16 protein-coding genes are annotated in these 19,345 nt (G+C 51.3%); 15 read left to right on the top strand and 1 reads right to left on the bottom strand.

Annotated elements, in window-relative coordinates; translation table 11 throughout:
* Nucleotides 1-31: 31 nt before the first annotated feature.
* From CHM34_RS12260 to CHM34_RS12190, 15 genes are all read left to right on the top strand, one after another.
* Nucleotides 32-1,111 carry a Gfo/Idh/MocA family protein gene (locus tag CHM34_RS12260; RefSeq protein WP_094264904.1) on the top strand — a complete coding sequence of 360 codons (1,080 nt, stop codon included), beginning with the start codon at nt 32-34 and terminating at the stop codon, nt 1,109-1,111.
* 74 nt (nt 1,112-1,185) lie between these two features.
* The gene (locus CHM34_RS12255; RefSeq protein WP_094264903.1) at nt 1,186-2,364 is read left to right on the top strand and encodes a Gfo/Idh/MocA family protein; all 1,179 of its coding nucleotides are present in this window, start codon (nt 1,186-1,188) and stop codon (nt 2,362-2,364) included.
* A 158-nt stretch (nt 2,365-2,522) separates the two neighbouring features.
* Nucleotides 2,523-3,545 (top strand): TRAP transporter substrate-binding protein, encoded by a 1,023-nt coding sequence (locus CHM34_RS12250; protein ID WP_240511999.1) that lies wholly within the window; start codon nt 2,523-2,525, stop codon nt 3,543-3,545.
* A 25-nt stretch (nt 3,546-3,570) separates the two neighbouring features.
* Nucleotides 3,571-4,056 carry a TRAP transporter small permease gene (locus CHM34_RS12245; protein WP_094264902.1) on the top strand — a complete coding sequence of 162 codons (486 nt, stop codon included), beginning with the start codon at nt 3,571-3,573 and terminating at the stop codon, nt 4,054-4,056.
* The gene (locus CHM34_RS12240; protein ID WP_094264901.1) at nt 4,056-5,363 is read left to right on the top strand and encodes a TRAP transporter large permease; all 1,308 of its coding nucleotides are present in this window, start codon (nt 4,056-4,058) and stop codon (nt 5,361-5,363) included. The genes CHM34_RS12245 and CHM34_RS12240 overlap by 1 nt, the downstream gene beginning before the upstream one ends.
* A gap of 79 nt (nt 5,364-5,442) precedes the next feature.
* On the top strand, nt 5,443-7,368 hold the full coding sequence (locus CHM34_RS12235; RefSeq protein ID WP_094264900.1) for a rhamnogalacturonan lyase: 1,926 nt from the start codon (nt 5,443-5,445) through the stop codon (nt 7,366-7,368).
* 104 nt (nt 7,369-7,472) lie between these two features.
* Nucleotides 7,473-9,176: a purine-cytosine permease family protein gene (locus CHM34_RS12230; RefSeq protein ID WP_094264899.1), complete on the top strand. Its 1,704-nt coding sequence runs from the start codon at nt 7,473-7,475 to the stop codon at nt 9,174-9,176.
* Between the two features lie 79 nt (nt 9,177-9,255).
* Nucleotides 9,256-11,328 carry a bifunctional aldolase/short-chain dehydrogenase gene (locus tag CHM34_RS12225; RefSeq protein WP_094264898.1) on the top strand — a complete coding sequence of 691 codons (2,073 nt, stop codon included), beginning with the start codon at nt 9,256-9,258 and terminating at the stop codon, nt 11,326-11,328.
* 36 nt (nt 11,329-11,364) lie between these two features.
* The gene (rhaI, locus tag CHM34_RS12220) at nt 11,365-12,591 is read left to right on the top strand and encodes an L-rhamnose isomerase (RefSeq protein ID WP_439116329.1); all 1,227 of its coding nucleotides are present in this window, start codon (nt 11,365-11,367) and stop codon (nt 12,589-12,591) included.
* A gap of 24 nt (nt 12,592-12,615) precedes the next feature.
* Nucleotides 12,616-12,999, top strand: coding sequence for a sensory rhodopsin transducer (locus tag CHM34_RS12215; protein WP_094264897.1), 384 nt, complete (start codon nt 12,616-12,618; stop codon nt 12,997-12,999).
* A gap of 304 nt (nt 13,000-13,303) precedes the next feature.
* Entirely contained in the window at nt 13,304-14,797 is a 1,494-nt protein-coding gene (locus tag CHM34_RS12210) for a rhamnulokinase (protein ID WP_094264896.1), read from the top strand.
* 39 nt (nt 14,798-14,836) lie between these two features.
* Nucleotides 14,837-15,610: a DeoR/GlpR family DNA-binding transcription regulator gene (locus CHM34_RS12205; protein ID WP_094264895.1), complete on the top strand. Its 774-nt coding sequence runs from the start codon at nt 14,837-14,839 to the stop codon at nt 15,608-15,610.
* A gap of 81 nt (nt 15,611-15,691) precedes the next feature.
* Entirely contained in the window at nt 15,692-16,414 is a 723-nt protein-coding gene (locus CHM34_RS12200; protein WP_094264894.1) for a (Fe-S)-binding protein, read from the top strand.
* 17 nt (nt 16,415-16,431) lie between these two features.
* On the top strand, nt 16,432-17,865 hold the full coding sequence (locus CHM34_RS12195) for a LutB/LldF family L-lactate oxidation iron-sulfur protein (protein WP_094264893.1): 1,434 nt from the start codon (nt 16,432-16,434) through the stop codon (nt 17,863-17,865).
* Entirely contained in the window at nt 17,862-18,572 is a 711-nt protein-coding gene (locus CHM34_RS12190; RefSeq protein ID WP_094264892.1) for a LutC/YkgG family protein, read from the top strand. Before CHM34_RS12195 ends, CHM34_RS12190 begins: the two co-directional genes overlap by 4 nt.
* Nucleotides 18,573-18,667: 95 nt before the next feature.
* On the opposite strand, the gene CHM34_RS12185 is transcribed toward CHM34_RS12190, so the two are convergent.
* On the bottom strand, nt 18,668-19,135 hold the full coding sequence (locus tag CHM34_RS12185; RefSeq protein ID WP_094264891.1) for a hypothetical protein: 468 nt from the start codon (nt 19,133-19,135) through the stop codon (nt 18,668-18,670).
* Nucleotides 19,136-19,345: the final 210 nt, after the last annotated feature.

The following is a 19,345-nucleotide window of genomic DNA, read 5'->3' as shown; positions in this document are numbered from 1 at the left end:
AAAGAAGTCGTATAGAAAGGAGTGGTTTTCTTTGCACAAATCGGACTTTATCGAAGGTATCCCTTTAGAGAATCCGGGCCCTGTAGTGGGTCCCGGAGAATTTTCCTTTGCCGCCATCGGGTTGGACCACGGTCATATTTATGGAATGTGTCGGGGTTTGATAGAGGCGGGTGCAGAATTGAAATGGGTGTATGATTCCGATGAAAAAAAAGTGGATCGATTCGTTGAGACGTTTCCTCAAGCCCAAAGGGCTTCTTCCGAAGAGGTCATTCTGGAGGATGAAACGATCCATTTGGTAGCCGGGGCAACGATTCCCTATCTACGGTGTGACCTCGGGATCCGGGTGATGAATGCCGGCAAACATTACTTTTCAGCCAAGGCCCCCTTTACCACACTTCAACAGTTGGAAAAAGCCCGTCGCAAAACGGAGGAAACCGGATTAAAATGGGCGGTCTTCTATAGTGAAAGGGTTTATGTTGAGAGCGCGGTCTTCGCCGGTCGGTTGATTCAGGCGGGAGCGATCGGACGTGTCCTGCAGGTTCTGGGTCTCGGGCCGCATCGGCTTCAGGCGGAAACCCGGCCTTCCTGGTTTTTTGAACGGTCCTCCTATGGCGGAATCTTATGCGATATCGGAAGTCATCAAATCGAACAATTCCTGTATTATACCGATGCCCGGGATGCCCGTGTCGTTCACAGCAAAGTGGCCAATTATGCGCATCCGGAGTACCCGGAGTTGGACGATTTCGGAGATGCTTCCTTGATCGCCGACAATGGGGCGGCGAATTATTTTCGGGTGGATTGGTTTACGCCGGATGGTTTGCGAACATGGGGAGACGGAAGGACTTTCATCCTTGGAACGGACGGCTCGATCGAATTGAGAAAATATATCGATCTGACCCGGGATGGTAAGGGGGAACATCTCTATCTGGTGAACCATGAAGGAGAGAAGCATTTTTCTTTGAAAGGAAAAGTGGGGTTTCCCTATTTTGGTCAACTCATCTCCGACTGTTTGCATGGAACCGAAAAAGCGATGACTCAGGTCCATACCTTCAAAGCGGCCGAGCTTTCCCTGATCGCCCAGAAAAAAGCGGTTCATGTGACCGTTTCATAGAACGATACAGGACGGTTGATGATCCTCTTGTCCGAATCGATGGTTCATCCACATACCGGAGAGGAGAAAATCGAATGAACAAACACGTTTCCACGGTCTTAGTCGGTATAGGCGGATACGGCCGTTTATATCTGAAGGAATTGTTCGATCGATCGTTACAACACACCATTAAGGGTGTCGTCGATATTCATCCGACCCTGAGTGAATATTACGATCGGATTGTCCAAAACAATATTCCTGTCTTTTCTTCATTGGAAGCGTTTTATGAACAATGGGATGCCGATTTGGCTGTGATCTCCACACCGATTCATTTTCATGCGCAACAAACCTGTTATGCTTTATCCCACGGAAGTCACGTTCTATGCGAAAAACCCATGAGTACAACGGTTGAGGGTGCCCGACAAATCATGGAAACCCGAGATCGCACAGGGAAATTTGTAGCGATCGGTTTTAACTGGTCCTTCACTCCCTCCATCCAACGCTTGAAAGCGGATGTGCTGAGCGGCCGGTTTGGGAAAGCCAAACGGTTCAAAACCATCGTCCTCTGGCCCCGCAATGAAGACTACTATAAACGGGCTTCCTGGGCCGGGAGAAAATACAGTGCAAACGGCGATATCATTCTGGATAGTGTGGCGAATAATGCCACGTCCCATTTTCTGCATCATATGTTTTATCTATTGGGCCCGGAAAAAGAGAGAAGTGTTGAAATAGAACAACTGACGGCGGAACTTTATCGTGCCAATGAGATAGAGAATTTCGATACCTGTGCGGTCAGAGTCCAAACAAAAGAGGGTACGGAGCTTCTTTTTTTTGCCTCCCATGCGGCAGAAGAAGAAGCGGGGCCTCGCTTTGTATTCGAGTTTGAAAAAGCGGTGATTACCTATCACTCTCATCAGGGAAAGGGCCACATGATCGCTCATTTTCACGACGGTACCAAAAAGGTTTATCAAGATCCGGAAGAAGATCATTTGGCAAAGTTGAGGACCTGTCTTCAAGCGGCAGAAGCCGGAAATCGAGATATTCTTTGCGGTCCGGAAGCTGCTATGACTCATGTCCAATGTATCAGCGGCATGCATCAGTCCGTTCCTGAGGTGGTGTCTTTCCCGAAAACGTTCGTAAAACGGAACCCGGATACGAAATTCAGATGGGTGGAGGGCCTGAGTGATGCATTGATGGCGTGTTTTCATAAGTGGCGTTTGCCCGGTGAAGCCGGTGTTCCCTGGGGTAAAAAGGGAAGAACGGTCCACTTTTAAAAACGATTCCGATATTGAGATGATGATTCCTGATTTAATAAGACGGGATTTTAATCGATGATTACGATCAATATAGAGAACTGCTAAAAGTCCGAAGGGATTGTTCATTAAATAATTATGTAAGGGTTTTCACTCGATCATTGGTGAGGTGACAGGTATTGAAACGTGTCGGCTTATTGTTATGGGGGCTCGTCATTCTTTCCATCACGGCCTGTTCGGCTTCCAATGCCGATCCGAGCGGGGCTCAGAATGGGAATGAAGGGATCGGGGAAAGACATTTGACACTCGCCCACATACACGGCGAAGCCAGTCCTGTTTATGGAAGCCTTGAGGAATTTGGTGAAGACCTGGAACGCCGTTCAGAGGGAAAAATAAACGTGGATATTTATGGAGAGGCTGTGCTCGGCGATGAAAGAGTGATGCTGGAGCTGGTAAAGACCGGGGTCATTGATATGGCGAAAGTGAATGGCGGCGTTTTGGAGAGTTTTTCATCTGATTTTTCGGTATTCAGTTTGCCTTACGTTTTCAAAGATGATGAACATTACCGCCGCGTGATGCAGTCCGGCACGGTTCAGGACTTGTATAAAGATTTACAGAATGTCGGGTTGATGGGGATCACTCATTACAATGCCGGTACCCGGAGTTTTTACACTAAAAATACGCCGATCAACCATCCGGACGATTTACGCGGATTAAAAATCAGGGTGATGAATAATACCACTTCGATTGAAACGATGGAGCTTTTAGGGGCTTCACCGACCCCGCTACCTCCTTCGGAAGTCTATACCGGCTTACAACAAGGGATTATCGACGGAGCGGAGAGTAGTCCGATTGCTCTAACCGATGCCAATCACGGCGAAGTAGCGAAGACATTCTCCTTTGATGAACACACCCGAATCCCGGACTTTTTGGTCATGAACGCGGACACATGGAACCGTCTGTCGGAAGAAGAGAAACAAATGATTCAAAAATCGGCCCGAAAATCAACCAAGTATCACGCTGAAAAATGGGAGAAGTTGCTTCAGCGCAGTATGGAAGAATCCAAAAAGGAGTTGGGGGTCCGATTCTATCACCCGGAACAGGAGCCTTTTCGTAAAAAGGTGGAACCGCTCATTCAAGAAGCCCGACGTGAAGATCCCGATATAGCGAAAATATTGGACCGTTTCAAGGAACTTGAATAAAGAGGAGATTCAGGGGGGATGAGGATTGGATCAGGTAAGAAAAATACTGGATCGATTCTTATTGAGTGTTTCCAGTGTCCTGATTATTTTCTTGCTGTTGGGGGCTCTTTGGCAGGTATTCACCCGTTATGTTCTCCAGAATCCAAGCGTGGTCACCGAAGAGGTGTTGCGATTTTCCTTGATATGGATTGCGATGCTTGGAGCCAGCTATGCATTTGGAACCGACCAACATTTAGCACTCACTTTTTTGAGGGACCGATTCAAAGGAAGGTCGTATCGGCGGCTTCGGATCTTCAATGATCTGATCGTTCTAATTTTCTCCTTGTCGGTTTTGGTGATTGGCGGCAGTATGATGGTTCGGTCCACGATGACCGAAACGTCCCCCATTTTAGGTGTACCCATGGGGTGGATCTATCTCATTCTTCCTTTTTCAGGTGTTGTGATCATCCTTTATCAAATCATGAACATACGGAACTGGTTTCGATCCGATGTACAAGGAAGTGAATCGTGATGGAGACTGCGATGCTGGCAGGCCTTGTACTCTTTCTGGTATTTTTCGTATTCCTGTTTATCGGCGTACCGATTTCCGTCAGTATTGCCGTCTCTTCCTTTGTGGCGGCTTTGTTTATCATGCCGGCCGACTCTTCTCTGATTGTGACTTCTCAACAGATCATTACCGGTATCGACAGTTTTGTTTTACTGGCTCTCGTTTTCTTTATGCTTGCCGGCAGTATTATGAATAACGGGGGTATCGCGCAAAGACTGATTCATTTGGCGAAATTGATAGGCGGGAGGATGTCGGGATCGCTGGCGCACACGAATGTGATTGGAAATATGCTTTTCGGCGCTATTTCGGGATCGGCCATCGCTTCGGCGGCCACCATGGGCAAAATCATGAGTCCTTTGCAAAAGAAAGAAGGTTATGATCCGGCCTATTCCGCCGCCGTCAATATTGCTTCAGCCCCGACCGGTTTGGTGATTCCGCCTAGTGGAATCCCCATCCTTTATTCCTTGTTAAGCGGGGGGACTTCCATCGGAGCGTTGTTTCTGGCGGGATATTTACCCGGCTTCATGATGGCGTTATTGGTATTGATTGTGGCTTATGCCATCGCTAAAAAGGAAAAATACCCCGTGGCGGATCCTGTTCATTGGAAAGAAGGACTGAAAACGGTTTGGGAGGCGATCCCCAGTCTGCTTCTGGTTGTGGTCGTGATCGGCGGGATTGCGATGGGGATATTCACGGCAACAGAAGGAGCGGCTATCGCCGTTTTTTATGCGCTGGTTCTCAGTCTGATTTATCGCAGTTTAAATTGGTCCGATATCCCCAAGATCCTAAAGGATACGGTTGTTTTTTCAGGAATGATTTTATTGCTGGTCGGGGCCTCTACGGTGATGTCCTGGATCCTGGCCTATGCGCGCATTCCCCAAACCGTAACCCATGCATTGTTATCTGTATCGGATAACAACCATGTCATCTTGCTGATCATGGTCGGACTTTTGTTACTTGTTGGCACATTTATGGATATCGCGCCCGCTTTGTTGATTTTCACTCCGATTCTGTTCCCGATAGCGATGCAACTGGGCTTAGACCCGGTTCATTTCGGCATGATTATGACCATGAGTTTGGCGATCGGGGTTACAACACCCCCGATCGGTACCGTCCTGTTTATCGGAAGCAGTGTCAGTGGAGTCAGCATCGAGAGAATCATTCGGTCGTTGCTCATTTTCTATATTCCGCTGGTTGCGGGTCTGCTGTTGGTTGCGTTTATACCTGAGATCAGCCTGTCGATACCGAAAATGCTCGGTTTGCTGGACTGACCAAAGGGGGGATTCAAAATGACGAGTTAAACCCTTAATTTGAAAAATAGAAAAGTCCTTTAGAAGGAGAGTGAAAGCAATGGCGAAAAAAAGGTCTCCTTTACGAAGGAAATCGACTTTGATTGGACTGGGAGTTCTTTTGATCGCGTCCTTTTGCGTTCCCCAATGGGTTGGAGCGAAACCGGCTCCTGCTCGTCAGATGGAAGATTTGGATCGAAGCCCTGTGGCTGTGAAAGTGGATGAGGGTGTCTTTGTGAGTTGGCGGTTACTGGGTACCGATCACCCATCCACCTCTTTCAACCTTTATCGTGACGGAAAAAAGGTGAATGATTCACCGATCCGTTCCAGCACCAATTACTTGGATCGAAAGGGAACCGCCGATTCAACCTATGAAGTACGTGCGGTTGTGAAAGGGAAGGAACAGCCGAAATCCGAGACGGTCAGCGTGTGGAACAAAAATGTTCTTTCCCTTCCGCTTCAGAAACCGGCTGATGGTAAGAATCCGGACGGCTCCACCTATACCTACCGGGCTAATGATGCCAGTGTGGGGGATCTTGACGGCGACGGTCAGTATGAAATCATCCTGAAGTGGGATCCTTCCAATTCGAAGGATAATTCACAGTCCGGAATCACCGGAGAAGTTTTCTTGGACGCCTACGAGCTGGATGGTACCCATCTGTGGCGGATGGGATTGGGAAAGAATATCCGCGCAGGCGCCCACTATACACAGTTTATGGTCTATGATTTGAATGGTGACGGCAAGGCGGAAGTGGCCCTGAAAACAGCGGATGGCACCACGGACGGAACCGGGAAAGTCATCGGCGACCCGGATGCGGATTACCGCAATGAAGAGGGTCGGATCTTATCGGGCCCGGAATATCTTACGGTGTTTGACGGAGAGACGGGTAAGGAATTGGTGACAAAGCCGTTTTCGCCTGAAAGAGGGAATATTTGCGACTGGGGTGATTGTTACGGAAATCGAGGGGACCGCTTTCTGGCGGGGATCGCTTATCTGGACGGGAAAAGGCCGAGTCTGATCATGGCCCGCGGTTATTATGAGAAAACCATGCTGACAGCTTACAATTACAGAGACGGCCAATTGACCCGATTGTGGACCTTTGACAGTGATGATTCCGGTCATGAGGATTATGCGGGACAGGGAAATCACCAACTCAGTATCGCGGATGTGGACAGCGATGGGAAAGATGAAATCGTTTACGGGGCCATGGCTGTCGATCATAACGGAAAAGGTCTTTACACCACAGGTTTGGGGCATGGGGATGCTATGCATGTGAGCGATTTGGATCCCGGCAGACCCGGTATGGAGGTGTTTCAAGTCCATGAGGAAGCACCCAATGAGGCGGGTATTGAGTTCCGGGATGCGGAAACCGGAGAACTGATCTGGGGAGTTCCGACGGATTATGATGTGGGGAGAGGACTGTCCGCCGATATCGACCCGAGACATCCTGGGGCGGAGTCTTGGGCAGTCGATGGTGCCTGGAACAGTTCATCCGGAGGGTTGTATACAGCTAAAGGAGAGAAAATTTCCACGAAGATTCCGCCGGCCAATTTCGCCATTTGGTGGGATGGAGATTTGACCCGCGAGCTTCTCGATCATGACTGGGATGAAGAAAAGGGAGTCGGCAAAATCGCCAAATGGGATTATGAAAAAAACCAGACAGTGGATCTGTTCACCGCTGAGGGGACTTACTCCAATAATGGGACGAAAGGAAATCCGTCCTTACAGGCCGACATTTTGGGTGACTGGCGGGAAGAGGCCGTTTGGAGGTCGGAGGACAGCACGGAATTGCGAATTTATACCACCACATCCGTGACCGATCATCGGATCTATACCTTGATGCATGATCCGGTATACCGGTTGGGAGTGGCCTGGCAAAATGTGGCCTATAATCAGCCGCCGCATACCGGCTTTTATCTGGGCGAAGGAATGGCGAATCCCCCGAAACCCAAGATCAATACCGTGAGGCCTGACAACGGGCGATAGACTTTTTTATCACAAGATGCGGCGATCGATTCCCGTATACAACGGGGATCGATCGCCCGGTTTTTAAGACGGATAATGATTCAAAAGAGGTGATTCCCATACCGATGGAAGAAAGGAACAGGGATTTCGATCCCTCGGAGATCCGCGGAATCCCGGAAGAAGATCAACCCGTCGCCAAGCATCGGTTGCAGGGATTGAAGCACTTTCTCGGACTGTTTGCAGGTGAACATGTTGCCGGAACGGAGTTTGTCATCGGTGCCACTTTTGTTATGTGGGGGGTTACGACCACAGACGTTTTATGGGGGCTGCTTTTCGGAAACTTATTGGCTGTTCTCACATGGACCTTTGTTTGTGCCCCGATTGCTACAGACACTCGATTAACTCTGTATTCTTATTTGAAAAAAATAGCCGGTCCGTGGATGCAAAAAATTTATAACGCTGTTAACGGTATTTTGTACTGTATTTTAGGAGGAGCCATGATTACGGTTTCCGCCTCCTCGATCAGAATATTGTTTGATATTCCGGTACAAACGCATTGGTACCCCACTCACGGGTCTTTTGTGCTTCTCGTCTTGATCATTGGTTCCATCGTGGCGATTGTGTCCGCTCTGGGTTTTAAATCCGTGGCTCAGTTTTCTTCCATATGTGCTCCTTGGTTGTTGTTGATTTTTATCAGCGGAGCACTGGTGGCCTTGCCGGATCTGGTCCGATTCTCAGATACCGTTTCCGGATTCCATTCCTTTTCTGATTTCATCACCATCGCCGATGAAAAGATATGGACGGGACAAAAGGCCGTTCCAGGCGGCGAAGAGTTGGGAATGCTTCATGTCATGGCTTTCGCATGGATCGCAAACCTGGCGATGCATGGCGGATTGAGTGATATGGCGATTTTTCGGTTTGCCAAAACGTATAAATATGGGTTTTCTTCGGCGGTAGGCGTTTTTTTCGGACATTATGCGGCTTGGATCTGTGCCGGGATGATGGGTGCCGCTGCCGCGTCCATGCTGAATACAACCGTATCCCGCTTGGATTCCGGTGAGGTCGCCTATCAAGTCATGGGCAGTGTGGGAATTCTGGCGGTGATCATCGCGGGGTGGACAACCTCCAATCCGACTTTATACCGAGCCGGTTTAGCTTTTCAAACCATTTTTCATCGATATTCCGTGAAAAGTGTAACCATGCTTACTGGTATGGTTACGGCCGTGGTTGCTTGCTTTCCGTTTGTCTTTACTCAGCTCCTGGATTTTGTGGGATATATGGGGCTTATTTTGGTCCCTGTCGGCACGGTTGTTTTTACGGAACATTGGATTTTCCCTAAAATCGGATGGACGCGATATTGGGCGAAATATAAGAAATTAAACATCAATCTGCCGGCTTTGTTCAGTTGGATCATCGGAGTTGTGTTCGCTGTATGTATGGATCGCTTTCAGATCATCCATTTATACTTCTTGTTTGTGCCCACTTGGTTGGTGACCATGGCCAGTTATATCCTGTTGAGCGGATGTTTCGGAGCTAGAGAAACGTATCCGGAAGAGGAAGAAAAAGAAAAAATCATTCAAGAAAAAATCAAACAAAAACAAAAGGAAAAAGCAGAATTCCATCGCGGCCAAGTATCGGGTCATTTCGAAAAATCGATCAACACGGCGGGTGTGTTGGCTTTAGCCAGTCTGATCGGAATGCTTCTCCTGGCTGTCGGAGTTTTTATAGGGAAGATGGACTTGGATCTGTATAAACACATAACCATTTACCCGGCGCTGTTTTATTTTGTGACGGCTACGATTTGGATCAGAAGCCAAGATACCGAATAACTTTGATATTTCCCCTTCCGTTTTCTCGATTAAACAGATATAATCAAAAGTAAACAAAAATACATTTGGAGGGATGAGAATGCCGGTGAACCTTTGGGAGAAGCAGAAAGCCGATTCGCTGCAGGGGATCGAAGAACTCGTTTACCGTTCCAATCGACTTGGTCAAGATCGTACGGTCGCCAACTGGGGCGGCGGAAATACGTCCATGAAGACAACGGAAACCGATTTCCGCGGTCGAGAGGTTTCTGTGATGTGGGTCAAAGGAAGCGGGTCGGATCTTGCGACGATGAAAGCCAAACATTTTACGGCATTAAAGCTGGATGATGTCCTCCCGCTGATGGAACGGGAAGAGATGAGTGATGAAGAAATGGTCTCCGATCTCACCCATTGTATGATGGATCAGAACCACCCCCGCATGTCGATCGAAACGCTTCTCCATGCGTTTTTACCGTTTAAGCATGTGGATCACACGCACCCGGACGCGATCATCAGCATTTGCTGTTCCGATAACGGAAAGGAGATTGCTCAGAACATATACGGAGACCGTTTTGTTTGGGTTCCCTATATCCGCCCCGGATTCCAGTTGTCAAAAATGATTGCCGAGCGGGTGCGCAGTCATCCGAAGGCCGAGCTGGTGTTGATGGAAAAGCACGGTCTCGTCACCTGGGGCGACACCTCGGAAGAGTGCTATCATTCGACGATCCAGATCATCCAAGAGGCTGAAGATTATATCGCCCAACGGGTAGAAAACGCGGGTGAAAGGCTGTTTAACGGGGCCGAATATGATCCGTTGAAACCGGATGAACGCAAGCGGATCATCGCCGAGGTTCTTCCGTCGGTTCGCGGCTTGGTCGGGGCCGGAAAAAAGATGATTGTCCATTTCGATGATACGGACGACGTGATGCAGTTTGTCAACAGTGCAGACGCCCCGCGACTGTCCCAAGTCGGGGCCGCGTGTCCCGATCATCTGGTCCATACGAAACGCGTTCCGCTGTATGTGGATTGGAACCCCGCCACTCGGGATGTTACGGATCTCATTCGCCGGCTCAAAGAGGGTATCAGCCGTTATGAAGAGGCGTACCGGGCCTACTTTGATCGTTATAAAGGGGAAAGCGACACCATGTTTGAGCCGGTTCCCCGGGTGATCCTCATCCCCGGCCTCGGGATGGTGACCACCGGTAAGAGCAAAGTGATGGCTAGAGTGAGTGCGGCGCTGTATCATCGCGCGATCGCCGTGATGAAGGGGACTTCGGTGCTGGGGAATTTTGTGTCCCTCAACGAGGCAGAGTCCTTCGGTGTGGAATACTGGCCTCTGGAGCTGTATAAGCTGTCCCTCGCTCCTCCGGAAGCGGAGTTTTCCAGACAGGTTGCCTTGATTACCGGAGGAGCCGGCGGTATCGGCAGTGCGGCGGCCCGTCATCTGGTTCAGCAAGGGGCCCACGTCGTGTTGGCCGACTTGAATCGGGACGGCGCGGAACAGTTAGCTGATGAGTTGAACGAACAGGCCGGCGAAGGAAGGGCCCTGGCGGTGGAACTGGACGTCACGGATGAAGGGAAGGTGCAGTCAGCTTACCGGGAAGCGGTTCGCTTCTACGGCGGTGTCGATATCGTGGTGAACAATGCGGGCTTGGCGACGTCCAGCCCCCTGGATGAAACCTCCCTCGACGAGTGGAACTTAAACATGAATGTGCTGGCCACCGGTTATTTCCTCGTCGCCCGGGAAGCCTTCCATCTCATGAAACAGCAGGGAACCGGAGGTTCCATGGTGTTTGTCGGTTCCAAAAATTCCGTTTATGCCGGCAAAAACGCCGGAGCTTACAGCACCGCCAAAGCGGCGGAAGCACACTTGGCCCGTTGCATCGCCGCAGAGGGCGGATCCTATGGTATCCGTGTGAACACTGTCCTCCCCGATGCGGTACTGCAAGGGTCGGCGATCTGGAATTCCCGGTGGCGGAAAGAGCGGGCGGCCGCTTATGGGATTGAACCGGATCAATTGGAAGAGCATTACCGTCAACGAACCACCCTGAAGGAGAATGTGCTTCCGAAGGATGTCGCCGAGGCGATCGCCTTTTTGGCTTCATCCAAAGCGGCCAAAACCACTGGTTGCATGATCACAGTGGACGGAGGCGTGCCGGCGGCTTTCACACGATAAGAATCCCGATCAAAAAATTTGAAAAAGGGGGCTCCCATGATGAACGATGCGAGAATTCAGGTGTTTGAGGCTCATCAGCGCAGCCGTGGAATCGAGTTAGAGGCTGTGAAACAGACATTGAAGGGATTGAAAATCGAGACTCCTTCCTGGGGGTACGGGGACTCGGGGACCCGGTTCAAAGTCTTTAAGAAAGCGGGGGTTCCCCGAACCCCCTTTGAAAAATTGGAGGATGCGGCCCAAGTCCATCGGTTGACAGGGATGAGTCCCTCTGTCGCTGTACACATCCCCTGGGATCAGGTGGAGGATTACGGCCGATTGCGGGAACATGCGGAATCTCTCGGTCTTCGGATCGGCGCCGTCAATCCGAATCTTTTTCAAGAAGATGACTACATGTTTGGAAGCATTACCAACGCGGATCAATCCGTCCGCCGGAAAGCGATCGATCACCTCCTTCAATGTGTGGAGATTGCAAAAGCGGTTGGATCCGATATCGTAAGCCTGTGGCTCGCTGACGGGACGAATTATCCGGGTCAAGCCGATATTCGACAGCGAAAACATTGGATGGAAGAGGCCCTTCGTGAGACGTATCAGGCCCTGGATGACGATATGCGACTGTTGATCGAATATAAGTTTTTTGAACCGGCATTCTACCATACCGATTTGGCCGATTGGGGGATGGCTTACAATACGGCCTTAAAGCTGGGGCCGCAAGCGGAAGTGCTCGTTGACACCGGTCACCATCCCCAGGGGACTAATGTGGAACACATCGTTGCCATCCTCCTGGATGAAGAGCGGCTCGGCGGGTTTCACTTCAACTCGCGCAAATATGCGGATGATGATTTGATCGTCGGTACGACCAATCCGTACGAACTGTTTCTCATTTTTTATCAGATTCTGGCCGCCTTGCGGGATGATCGCCGCCCCAGTGTACAAAAAACGGCTCAGCGGATCGCTTATATGATCGACCAAAGTCATAATATCGAGCCGAAGATCCCGGCGATGATCCGTTCCGTGCTCAATGTGCAGACCTATTTCGCTAAAGCGCTGTTGATTCATTGGGAGGCTTTGTCCGAGGCGCAGGCCGATCAGGATGTCCTCCGGGCGGAGGCCCTCATACGCGAGGCATTTGAACAAGATGTCGAACCTTTGTTGCAGGTGGTACGGGAGGAAATGGGCCTCCCGCAAGATCCGATGCAGGCCTTTTTCGAAAGCGGTTACCTGGAAAAAATTCAGGAGCGAGGCATCGGCGGTGCCAGTTGGTAAGGAAACCGAAAAGGGGGAGAAAAAGTGAAACCGTACGGGGGAAAAGTGTGGTTGGTTCCGGATGCCTATTTTCCGGAGCACAGTTCCGGCCGTTTTCCCAGCCACGAAGCGGTCTGTCTTCTCAACACGGGGGAAAGGGATGCCCAAGTCGAGTTGACCTTGTTTTTTGAGGATCGGGAGCCGGTCACGGGGTTTCCAGTCGAATGTCCGGCTGTCCGCACCCGCCATGTCCGGTTGGATCAGCTGAAAAGCGAAGACGGTCAAAGGGTTCCGCCCGGTGTTCCCTATTCGATTCTGGTGGAGTCCGACGTTCCCATCATGGTCCAATATTCCCGGATGGATACGACACAGCCCGAGATGGCTTTGATGACAACCATGGCCTACCGGGGAAACAGCGGCGACAACTAGGGCGTGTCTGGTCGATTGCCGAAAGTAGCTGGATGCCGATTTCCAGCGTAGCGACGTTTGCACCCAAAGGGCACAAGTCTCGTCTCGATCGCTTTTCTCTCGGGTCTCCTATGCCCGACAACCTAGCGGAGTTTTCGGAGGACCGAACCGCTTAGCGGCCACTATGCTTTTCTTTTGGCCGCCGGGCCGTTTCACATCTGTGGGAGGGCAATCCGGCGCCGAGTCGGAAATCGGCTCCGACACCCTGTTAACAATCGTGATCGAGAATTATCAAACACGCCCTAATACGAAGAGGGGGAGAAGAATGGTCGGCACCACACGTACGGCATGGAAAGGGCTGGCGGTCGATCTCGGTGCATCGAGCGGACGGGTGTTGACCGGGGAATTTGACGGGGAGCGGTTGAACGTAGGGGAGGTTCACCGTTTTGAAAACAAACCCGTTTCCCTGCTCGGTACGTTGTACTGGGATCTTTTACATCTTTATCAGCAAGTATTGCTGGGGATTGGCAGGGTTCGAAAAGAGGATGGACCGATTGTTTCCTTGGGGGTGGACAGTTGGGCGGTTGACTACGGACTGTTGGACCGTTCCGGTCATTTACTGAGCAATCCGGTGCACTATCGGGACCGCCGCACCGAGGGAATCATGGAAAAAGTGGGTCGGCAGATCCCCCGCGAGGAAATTTTCCGGCAGACCGGGATTCAATTTTTGCCCTTTAATACCCTTTGCCAGCTGTCGGCGATGAGAGAAACCGGTCACCCCCATTTGGAACAGGCTCATACTTTGTTGATGATTCCGGATCTTTTCCATTATTTTTTAACCGGTGAGAAGGTGACTGAATTTACCAATGCCACAACCACTCAGTTGTACGATCCGACCCGGGGGACATGGTCCCGGCCTCTGCTCGATCGGATGGATATTCCCCGGCATTTGTTTACCGGGATTGTCCCCCCGGGAACAGAACTCGGCAGGTTGCTGCCCTTGGTCTCGGAAGAACTGGGCGGAATGGACTTTTCCGTTGTTTCGGTGGCTACTCACGATACCGGTTCAGCGGTGGCGGCTGTTCCGTCTTCGTCCGATTCCTACGCCTATCTCTCTTGCGGGACCTGGTCTCTGTTGGGGACGGAAGTGAATCAACCCGTTTTATCGGAGCGTGCGCTGTCCCTAAACTTTACCAATGAAGGCGGTGTCGAGGGATCTTTCCGGCTGTTGAAAAATATTATGGGCTTGTGGTTACTGCAAGAAATCAAGCGGGAATGGGAACGAGAAGGGGTTTTCTATACATGGGATGAGCTGATGGATGAGACCGGGGAGGCGGAGCCTTTTACAGCGTTTATCGACCCCGATGATCCGCAATTTTTAGCCCCGGGTGGCATGTCCGGGCGCATCCGGGAATCGTGTCGGCGAAGCGGACAACCGATCCCCGACTCGAATGGCGCCTTGATTCGAACGGTGACGGAAAGTCTGGTCATGAAATATCGGTGGGTGCTGAATCACCTCGAGGAACTGGTGGGTAAAAAGATGGACGTATTGCACATGGTGGGTGGAGGTATTCAAAATGAACGACTGTGCCAGTGGACGGCGGATGCATGCGGACGTCCGGTGATCGCGGGACCGATCGAATCCAGCGGGGCCGGAAATCTCATCGTCCAGTTGATGGCCGCCAAGGAAGTCGCATCCCTTTCTGAGGGGCGGGAGCTCGTCGCCCGTTCCTTTCCCCGGAGAACTTATGAACCTTCATCCACTACCGCATGGAATGAGGCCTATGATCGATTCCAAAAGGTGTTACAATCAGGGTGATATCGATGATGGTTGTAGTAAAGGCAGGAGGAAACGTTTATGCTGGCAGTGGAACGGCGACACGAGATTGTAGCGGTGGTCAATCGGGAGGGAAGCATTCGTGTGACCGAATTGGCCAAACGTTTTCAGGTGACAGAGGAGACGATTCGGTATGATTTGAAAAAGTTGGAGTCGAAGGGAAAATTGCTCCGCAGCCACGGCGGGGCTGTGACTGTGAAAAAAGACCCCGAGCAGGAGATGCCCTTTCAAGAGCGGGAAATTAAAAATGTAGCTGAAAAGAAGGCGATTGCCCGGGAAGCCGTGAAAAAGGTTGAGGAAGGGGATACGATTCTCCTGGACGCGAGCACAACGGCTTGGCAAATGGCACGGTTGCTTCCGGACATGCGGCTGACGGTATTGACTCATTCGATCAAAGTGGCCATGGAGCTGGCGGATCATCTGCATGTACGCGTGATTTCCACAGGCGGCGCTTTATCTCCGCAGTCCCTTTCTTTCATCGGCCCCCTGGCTGAGCGGTCGTTGGAAGGATATCATGTGAACAAGTTGTTTTTTTCCTGTGGAGGAGCGGATGTTCAGTATGGATTGAGCGATTCCAACGAGTGGCAAGCCACTCTTAAACATCGCATGATTTCCATTGCCGACTACAGCTACCTGTTGGTCGATCACAGTAAATTTGGTGTGAAGGCGTTTAAGGTGTTTTCCGATTTCAGAGATCTGGATGAAGTGATTACGGATGATCAAACAGCCCCTTCGGTTTTGAAAGAGCTTGAAAAGACCGGCCTACCGGTACAGACGGTGTCAATAGCCGAATAGATATTCGCTGTTACGAAGTCCCACCCTTTGGATGATGGTGGGGCTTCAACCATCGCGGAACATTCGGAGAGGGGTGTGGCAGTGAAGGTTTCACTTTTTATCACTTGCTTGGGGGATCTTTTTTATCCCGGAGTGGGAAAGGACACGGTAGAAATATTGGAACGGTTGGGCTGTGAGGTGGATTTCCCTTCCGCCCAGACCTGTTGCGGCCAACCGGCGTATAACAGCGGCTATCACAAGGAGACGAAAGAGATCGCAAAACATATGATTCGCACCTTTGAACCCGCTGAATATGTTGTGACCCCTTCGGGGTCCTGTGCAGCGATGATCCATGAATACGACCAATTGTTTCAAGGTGAAAGAGAAGAGGAGTGGCGGGAAAAAGCCCGTGCTCTCGCCGGCAAGACCCGCGAATTGACACAGTTCCTGGTGGAGGTATTGAAGGTGGAAGAGGTGGGGGCCTGCTTGAAAGCCAAAGCGACTTACCATCCTTCCTGCCATATGACACGACTGCTCGGGGTCCGGGATGCACCGATGAAACTGTTGCGCCGCGTGGAGGGTCTGGCGGTGACACCGTTGCCCAACGCCCAGGATTGTTGCGGTTTCGGTGGGACTTTTGCTGTCAAAATGGTGCCGATTTCGGAGCAGATGGTGGATGAGAAAGTCCAAAAGGTCGAGGAAACCGGTGCAGAAGTTTTGATTGGCTCTGACAGCGGCTGCCTGATGAATATCGCAGGGCGGGTTCACCGAAAAGGGAAACCGGTCCGGGTCATGCATATCGCACAGGTGCTAAACAGTCGGTGAAAAGGGGTGATGAAAACATGCCGGTGAAAATCGGAGAAAAGGAATTTTTCCAACGGGTGGATGAAGGGATCCAGGACTCATTGATGCGGGGGGCGGTTCGGTCGGCGCAGGAGCGTCTCGGAGAGCGTCGATTGTCGGCTGCTGAGGAATTGGGGGATTGGGAGGAGTGGCGCAACCTCGGAGAAGAGATCCGATCCCACACGATGGAGAATCTGGATTATTACTTGGAACAGCTTTCTGATAAGGTAGAAGAGTCAGGCGGACATGTCTTTTTTGCCCAGACGGCAGAAGAAGCCAACCGTTATATCCGGAATGTCGCGGAGAAAAAGAAAGGGAAAAAAGTAGTGAAAGCCAAGTCGATGGTGACGGAAGAGATCGGCATGAACGACGCGTTGGAGGAGATCGGTTGTGAGGTGGTTGAGACCGACTTGGCGGAGTACATCTTGCAACTGGATGACCGGGACCATCCCTCTCATATCGTGGTGCCCTCTCTCCATAAAAACAAGGAGCAGATCCGGGAGGTTTTACAGGAAAAACGCGGGTACGACCAAACTTCCCAACCGGAGGAGATGGCCGCTTTCGCCCGGGAACAACTGCGGAGGGAGTTTTTAGCGGCGGACATCGGGATCACCGGTTGTAACTTTGCCGTAGCCGAGTCCGGCACCGTCAGCCTGGTGACTAACGAAGGGAACGCCCGCCTCTGTACAGCGTTGCCCAAGACGCAGATTGCGGTGATGGGGATGGAACGCATCGTCCCTACCTGGGAGGAGCTGGACATCCTGGTCAGTCTTCTTTGTCGTTCCGCTGTCGGCCAAAAGTTGACCAGTTATGTGACCGGCTTGACAGGGATCAAGGGGGACCGTGACGCGGACGGACCGGAAGAGTTTCACCTCGTTATCGTGGACAACGGCCGTTCCAACCTCCTGGGGACGGAATTCCAAAGCGCTCTTCATTGTATCCGCTGTGCCGCCTGTATCAACGTCTGTCCCATTTACCGTCATATCGGAGGACACGCCTACGGCTCCATCTATCCGGGACCGATCGGAGCTGTTCTGTCACCGCTCTTGGGAGGTTACGACGATTATGGGGAACTTCCCTACGCTTCCAGTCTGTGCGCGGCGTGCACCGATGCCTGTCCGGTGAAGATCCCTCTTCACGAACTCCTCATCCTGCACCGCCGCCGTATGGTCGAAGAGGAGAAGCAATCCTCCTTCGGCGAGAGATTGGCGATGAAGGGATTCCGGATGGCGGCCACCTCTCCCCGCTTATATGAGACAGGGACCCGGGCCGCTCCTGGAGTGATGTCCTTCTTCACCGAAGGGGATTCCGTGAAGAGCGGTCCGGGGCCGGTTCGACCCTGGACTGAGATTCGCGACTTTCCTGCCCCGAGTAAGGAATCGTTCCGTCAGTGGTTTCAAAAGCGTCAGGGAAAAAAGGGTGAAGATGAATGAGTATTCACAATCGGGATTCCTTTCTCGATCAGGTCGCCGAAAAGCTGGGGCGAGAGCGTCGGCGGACGGGTGTCATGCGACCCCGCTGGCGCCACACTCCCCAGTGGAAGGTGTTTGAAGGAGATGACCGGGACGATTTGTCTGATCGGTTAAAGGAGCAGTGTGGACGGATCCACACACAGTTGAAGCGGTCAACCGCCGAGAGACTGCCCCGAGTAATGGATGAGACGATTCGTACTTTCGGTCGCTCCGTCGTGATCGGGGATGACCCCCGTTTCCAGGAATACGGATTGGATGAATATTTCCAACAATCGCGGGAGAAGGGAGAACTGGACGTCCACGTATGGGATCCTGCCCGCGACGAGGAAAACATCCGCTTCGCCGAGAAGGCCGATGTCGGTATTACCTTCAGTGATATCACATTGGCGGAATCGGGTACGGTCGTCCTGTTCAGCGATAACGGAAAAGGGAGATCCATCAGCCTATTGCCCCGCACCTACATCGCCATTCTTCCCAAGAGTACGATCGTTCCCCGGATGTCCCAGGCGACCCGGGAAATCCATCAGCGAGTGGAACGGGGTGAAGCGATTCCCTCCTGCATCAATTTTATCTCCGGCCCGAGTAACAGCGCCGATATCGAAATGAACCTGATCGTCGGTGTCCACGGCCCGGTCCAAGCGGCTTACATCCTGGTCGAGGACCGGTGATTGGGACGGTTGTAAGGACCGGGTGACGATGGGGCATATTCGGGAATTCCAAACAGGAACCTACTTCCGTAGTAACGGTGGTAGGGTTTCTTCTTTTATTCCACCTTCAGACGGAAGCTATAGATGATTTTTCCCGATTCTTTTTTCTTACTCCAGGAGGCGTGTAATTCAAAAAAGTAGGTCCCCGGTTCGACAGGGCCGGATAACTCCAGCACATTGACTCCTTCGGCGGTTCGGATACTGACATGATGGGGGATCCTTTGGATCAAAGTGATATCATCAGGTTCCCGGCCGGAAGGAAATGAGATGCGGATGTCGCTCCTCGGCTTGGCTCGGGTGAGTGGTGATTGTTTGGGATCCAGGATTCGATGGATTTCGGTGCATGGTTCGTTCCAACAATGAATCAAGGACTTCAACTGAACGGTTTTTGTTTGTTCCTTTACCACCTTGATGCTGGGAGGTGGCGGTGGATCTTGGGGTTCTTCTGAGTTCCCGCACGGTAGCGTTCCTTCACAACTGGTGATCAGGATGAAAGCCAAAAGAGGGAGGAGAATTTTTGACAAGGTTGGCACCTTCCTTTGCATTTCTTCCGGGTCCGTTTTCACCACAAGAACTCGACTCTATGGGGAAACTTGTATAAAATCATTCTATATCAAATAGGCGCAATGTTCACGAGGATTGATCTCATTGAAATGACTGTTAGTAAAATGAATCGAACGTCCAAGATTGACGGATCCTTTTTCCCAATGATCCTGTTGATATGGTATGGGGCG

Source organism: Paludifilum halophilum, assembly GCF_002245355.1.
GTDB classification, from domain to species: Bacteria; Bacillota; Bacilli; order Thermoactinomycetales; family DSM-45169; genus Paludifilum; species Paludifilum halophilum.
Note: the sequence above shows the minus strand (reverse complement) of the source record. Positions and strands in the feature narration are given on the sequence as shown.

Coding starts and splice junctions, on each gene's coding strand:
- CHM34_RS12255 (WP_094264903.1), top strand. CDS start 1,186: ATGAACAAACACGTTTCCACGGTCTTAGTCGGTATAGGCGGATACGGC.
- CHM34_RS12240 (WP_094264901.1), top strand. CDS start 4,056: ATGGAGACTGCGATGCTGGCAGGCCTTGTACTCTTTCTGGTATTTTTC.
- CHM34_RS12235 (WP_094264900.1), top strand. CDS start 5,443: ATGGCGAAAAAAAGGTCTCCTTTACGAAGGAAATCGACTTTGATTGGA.
- CHM34_RS12230 (WP_094264899.1), top strand. CDS start 7,473: ATGGAAGAAAGGAACAGGGATTTCGATCCCTCGGAGATCCGCGGAATC.
- CHM34_RS12225 (WP_094264898.1), top strand. CDS start 9,256: ATGCCGGTGAACCTTTGGGAGAAGCAGAAAGCCGATTCGCTGCAGGGG.
- rhaI (WP_439116329.1), top strand. CDS start 11,365: ATGATGAACGATGCGAGAATTCAGGTGTTTGAGGCTCATCAGCGCAGC.
- CHM34_RS12210 (WP_094264896.1), top strand. CDS start 13,304: ATGGTCGGCACCACACGTACGGCATGGAAAGGGCTGGCGGTCGATCTC.
- CHM34_RS12205 (WP_094264895.1), top strand. CDS start 14,837: ATGCTGGCAGTGGAACGGCGACACGAGATTGTAGCGGTGGTCAATCGG.
- CHM34_RS12195 (WP_094264893.1), top strand. CDS start 16,432: ATGCCGGTGAAAATCGGAGAAAAGGAATTTTTCCAACGGGTGGATGAA.
- CHM34_RS12190 (WP_094264892.1), top strand. CDS start 17,862: ATGAGTATTCACAATCGGGATTCCTTTCTCGATCAGGTCGCCGAAAAG.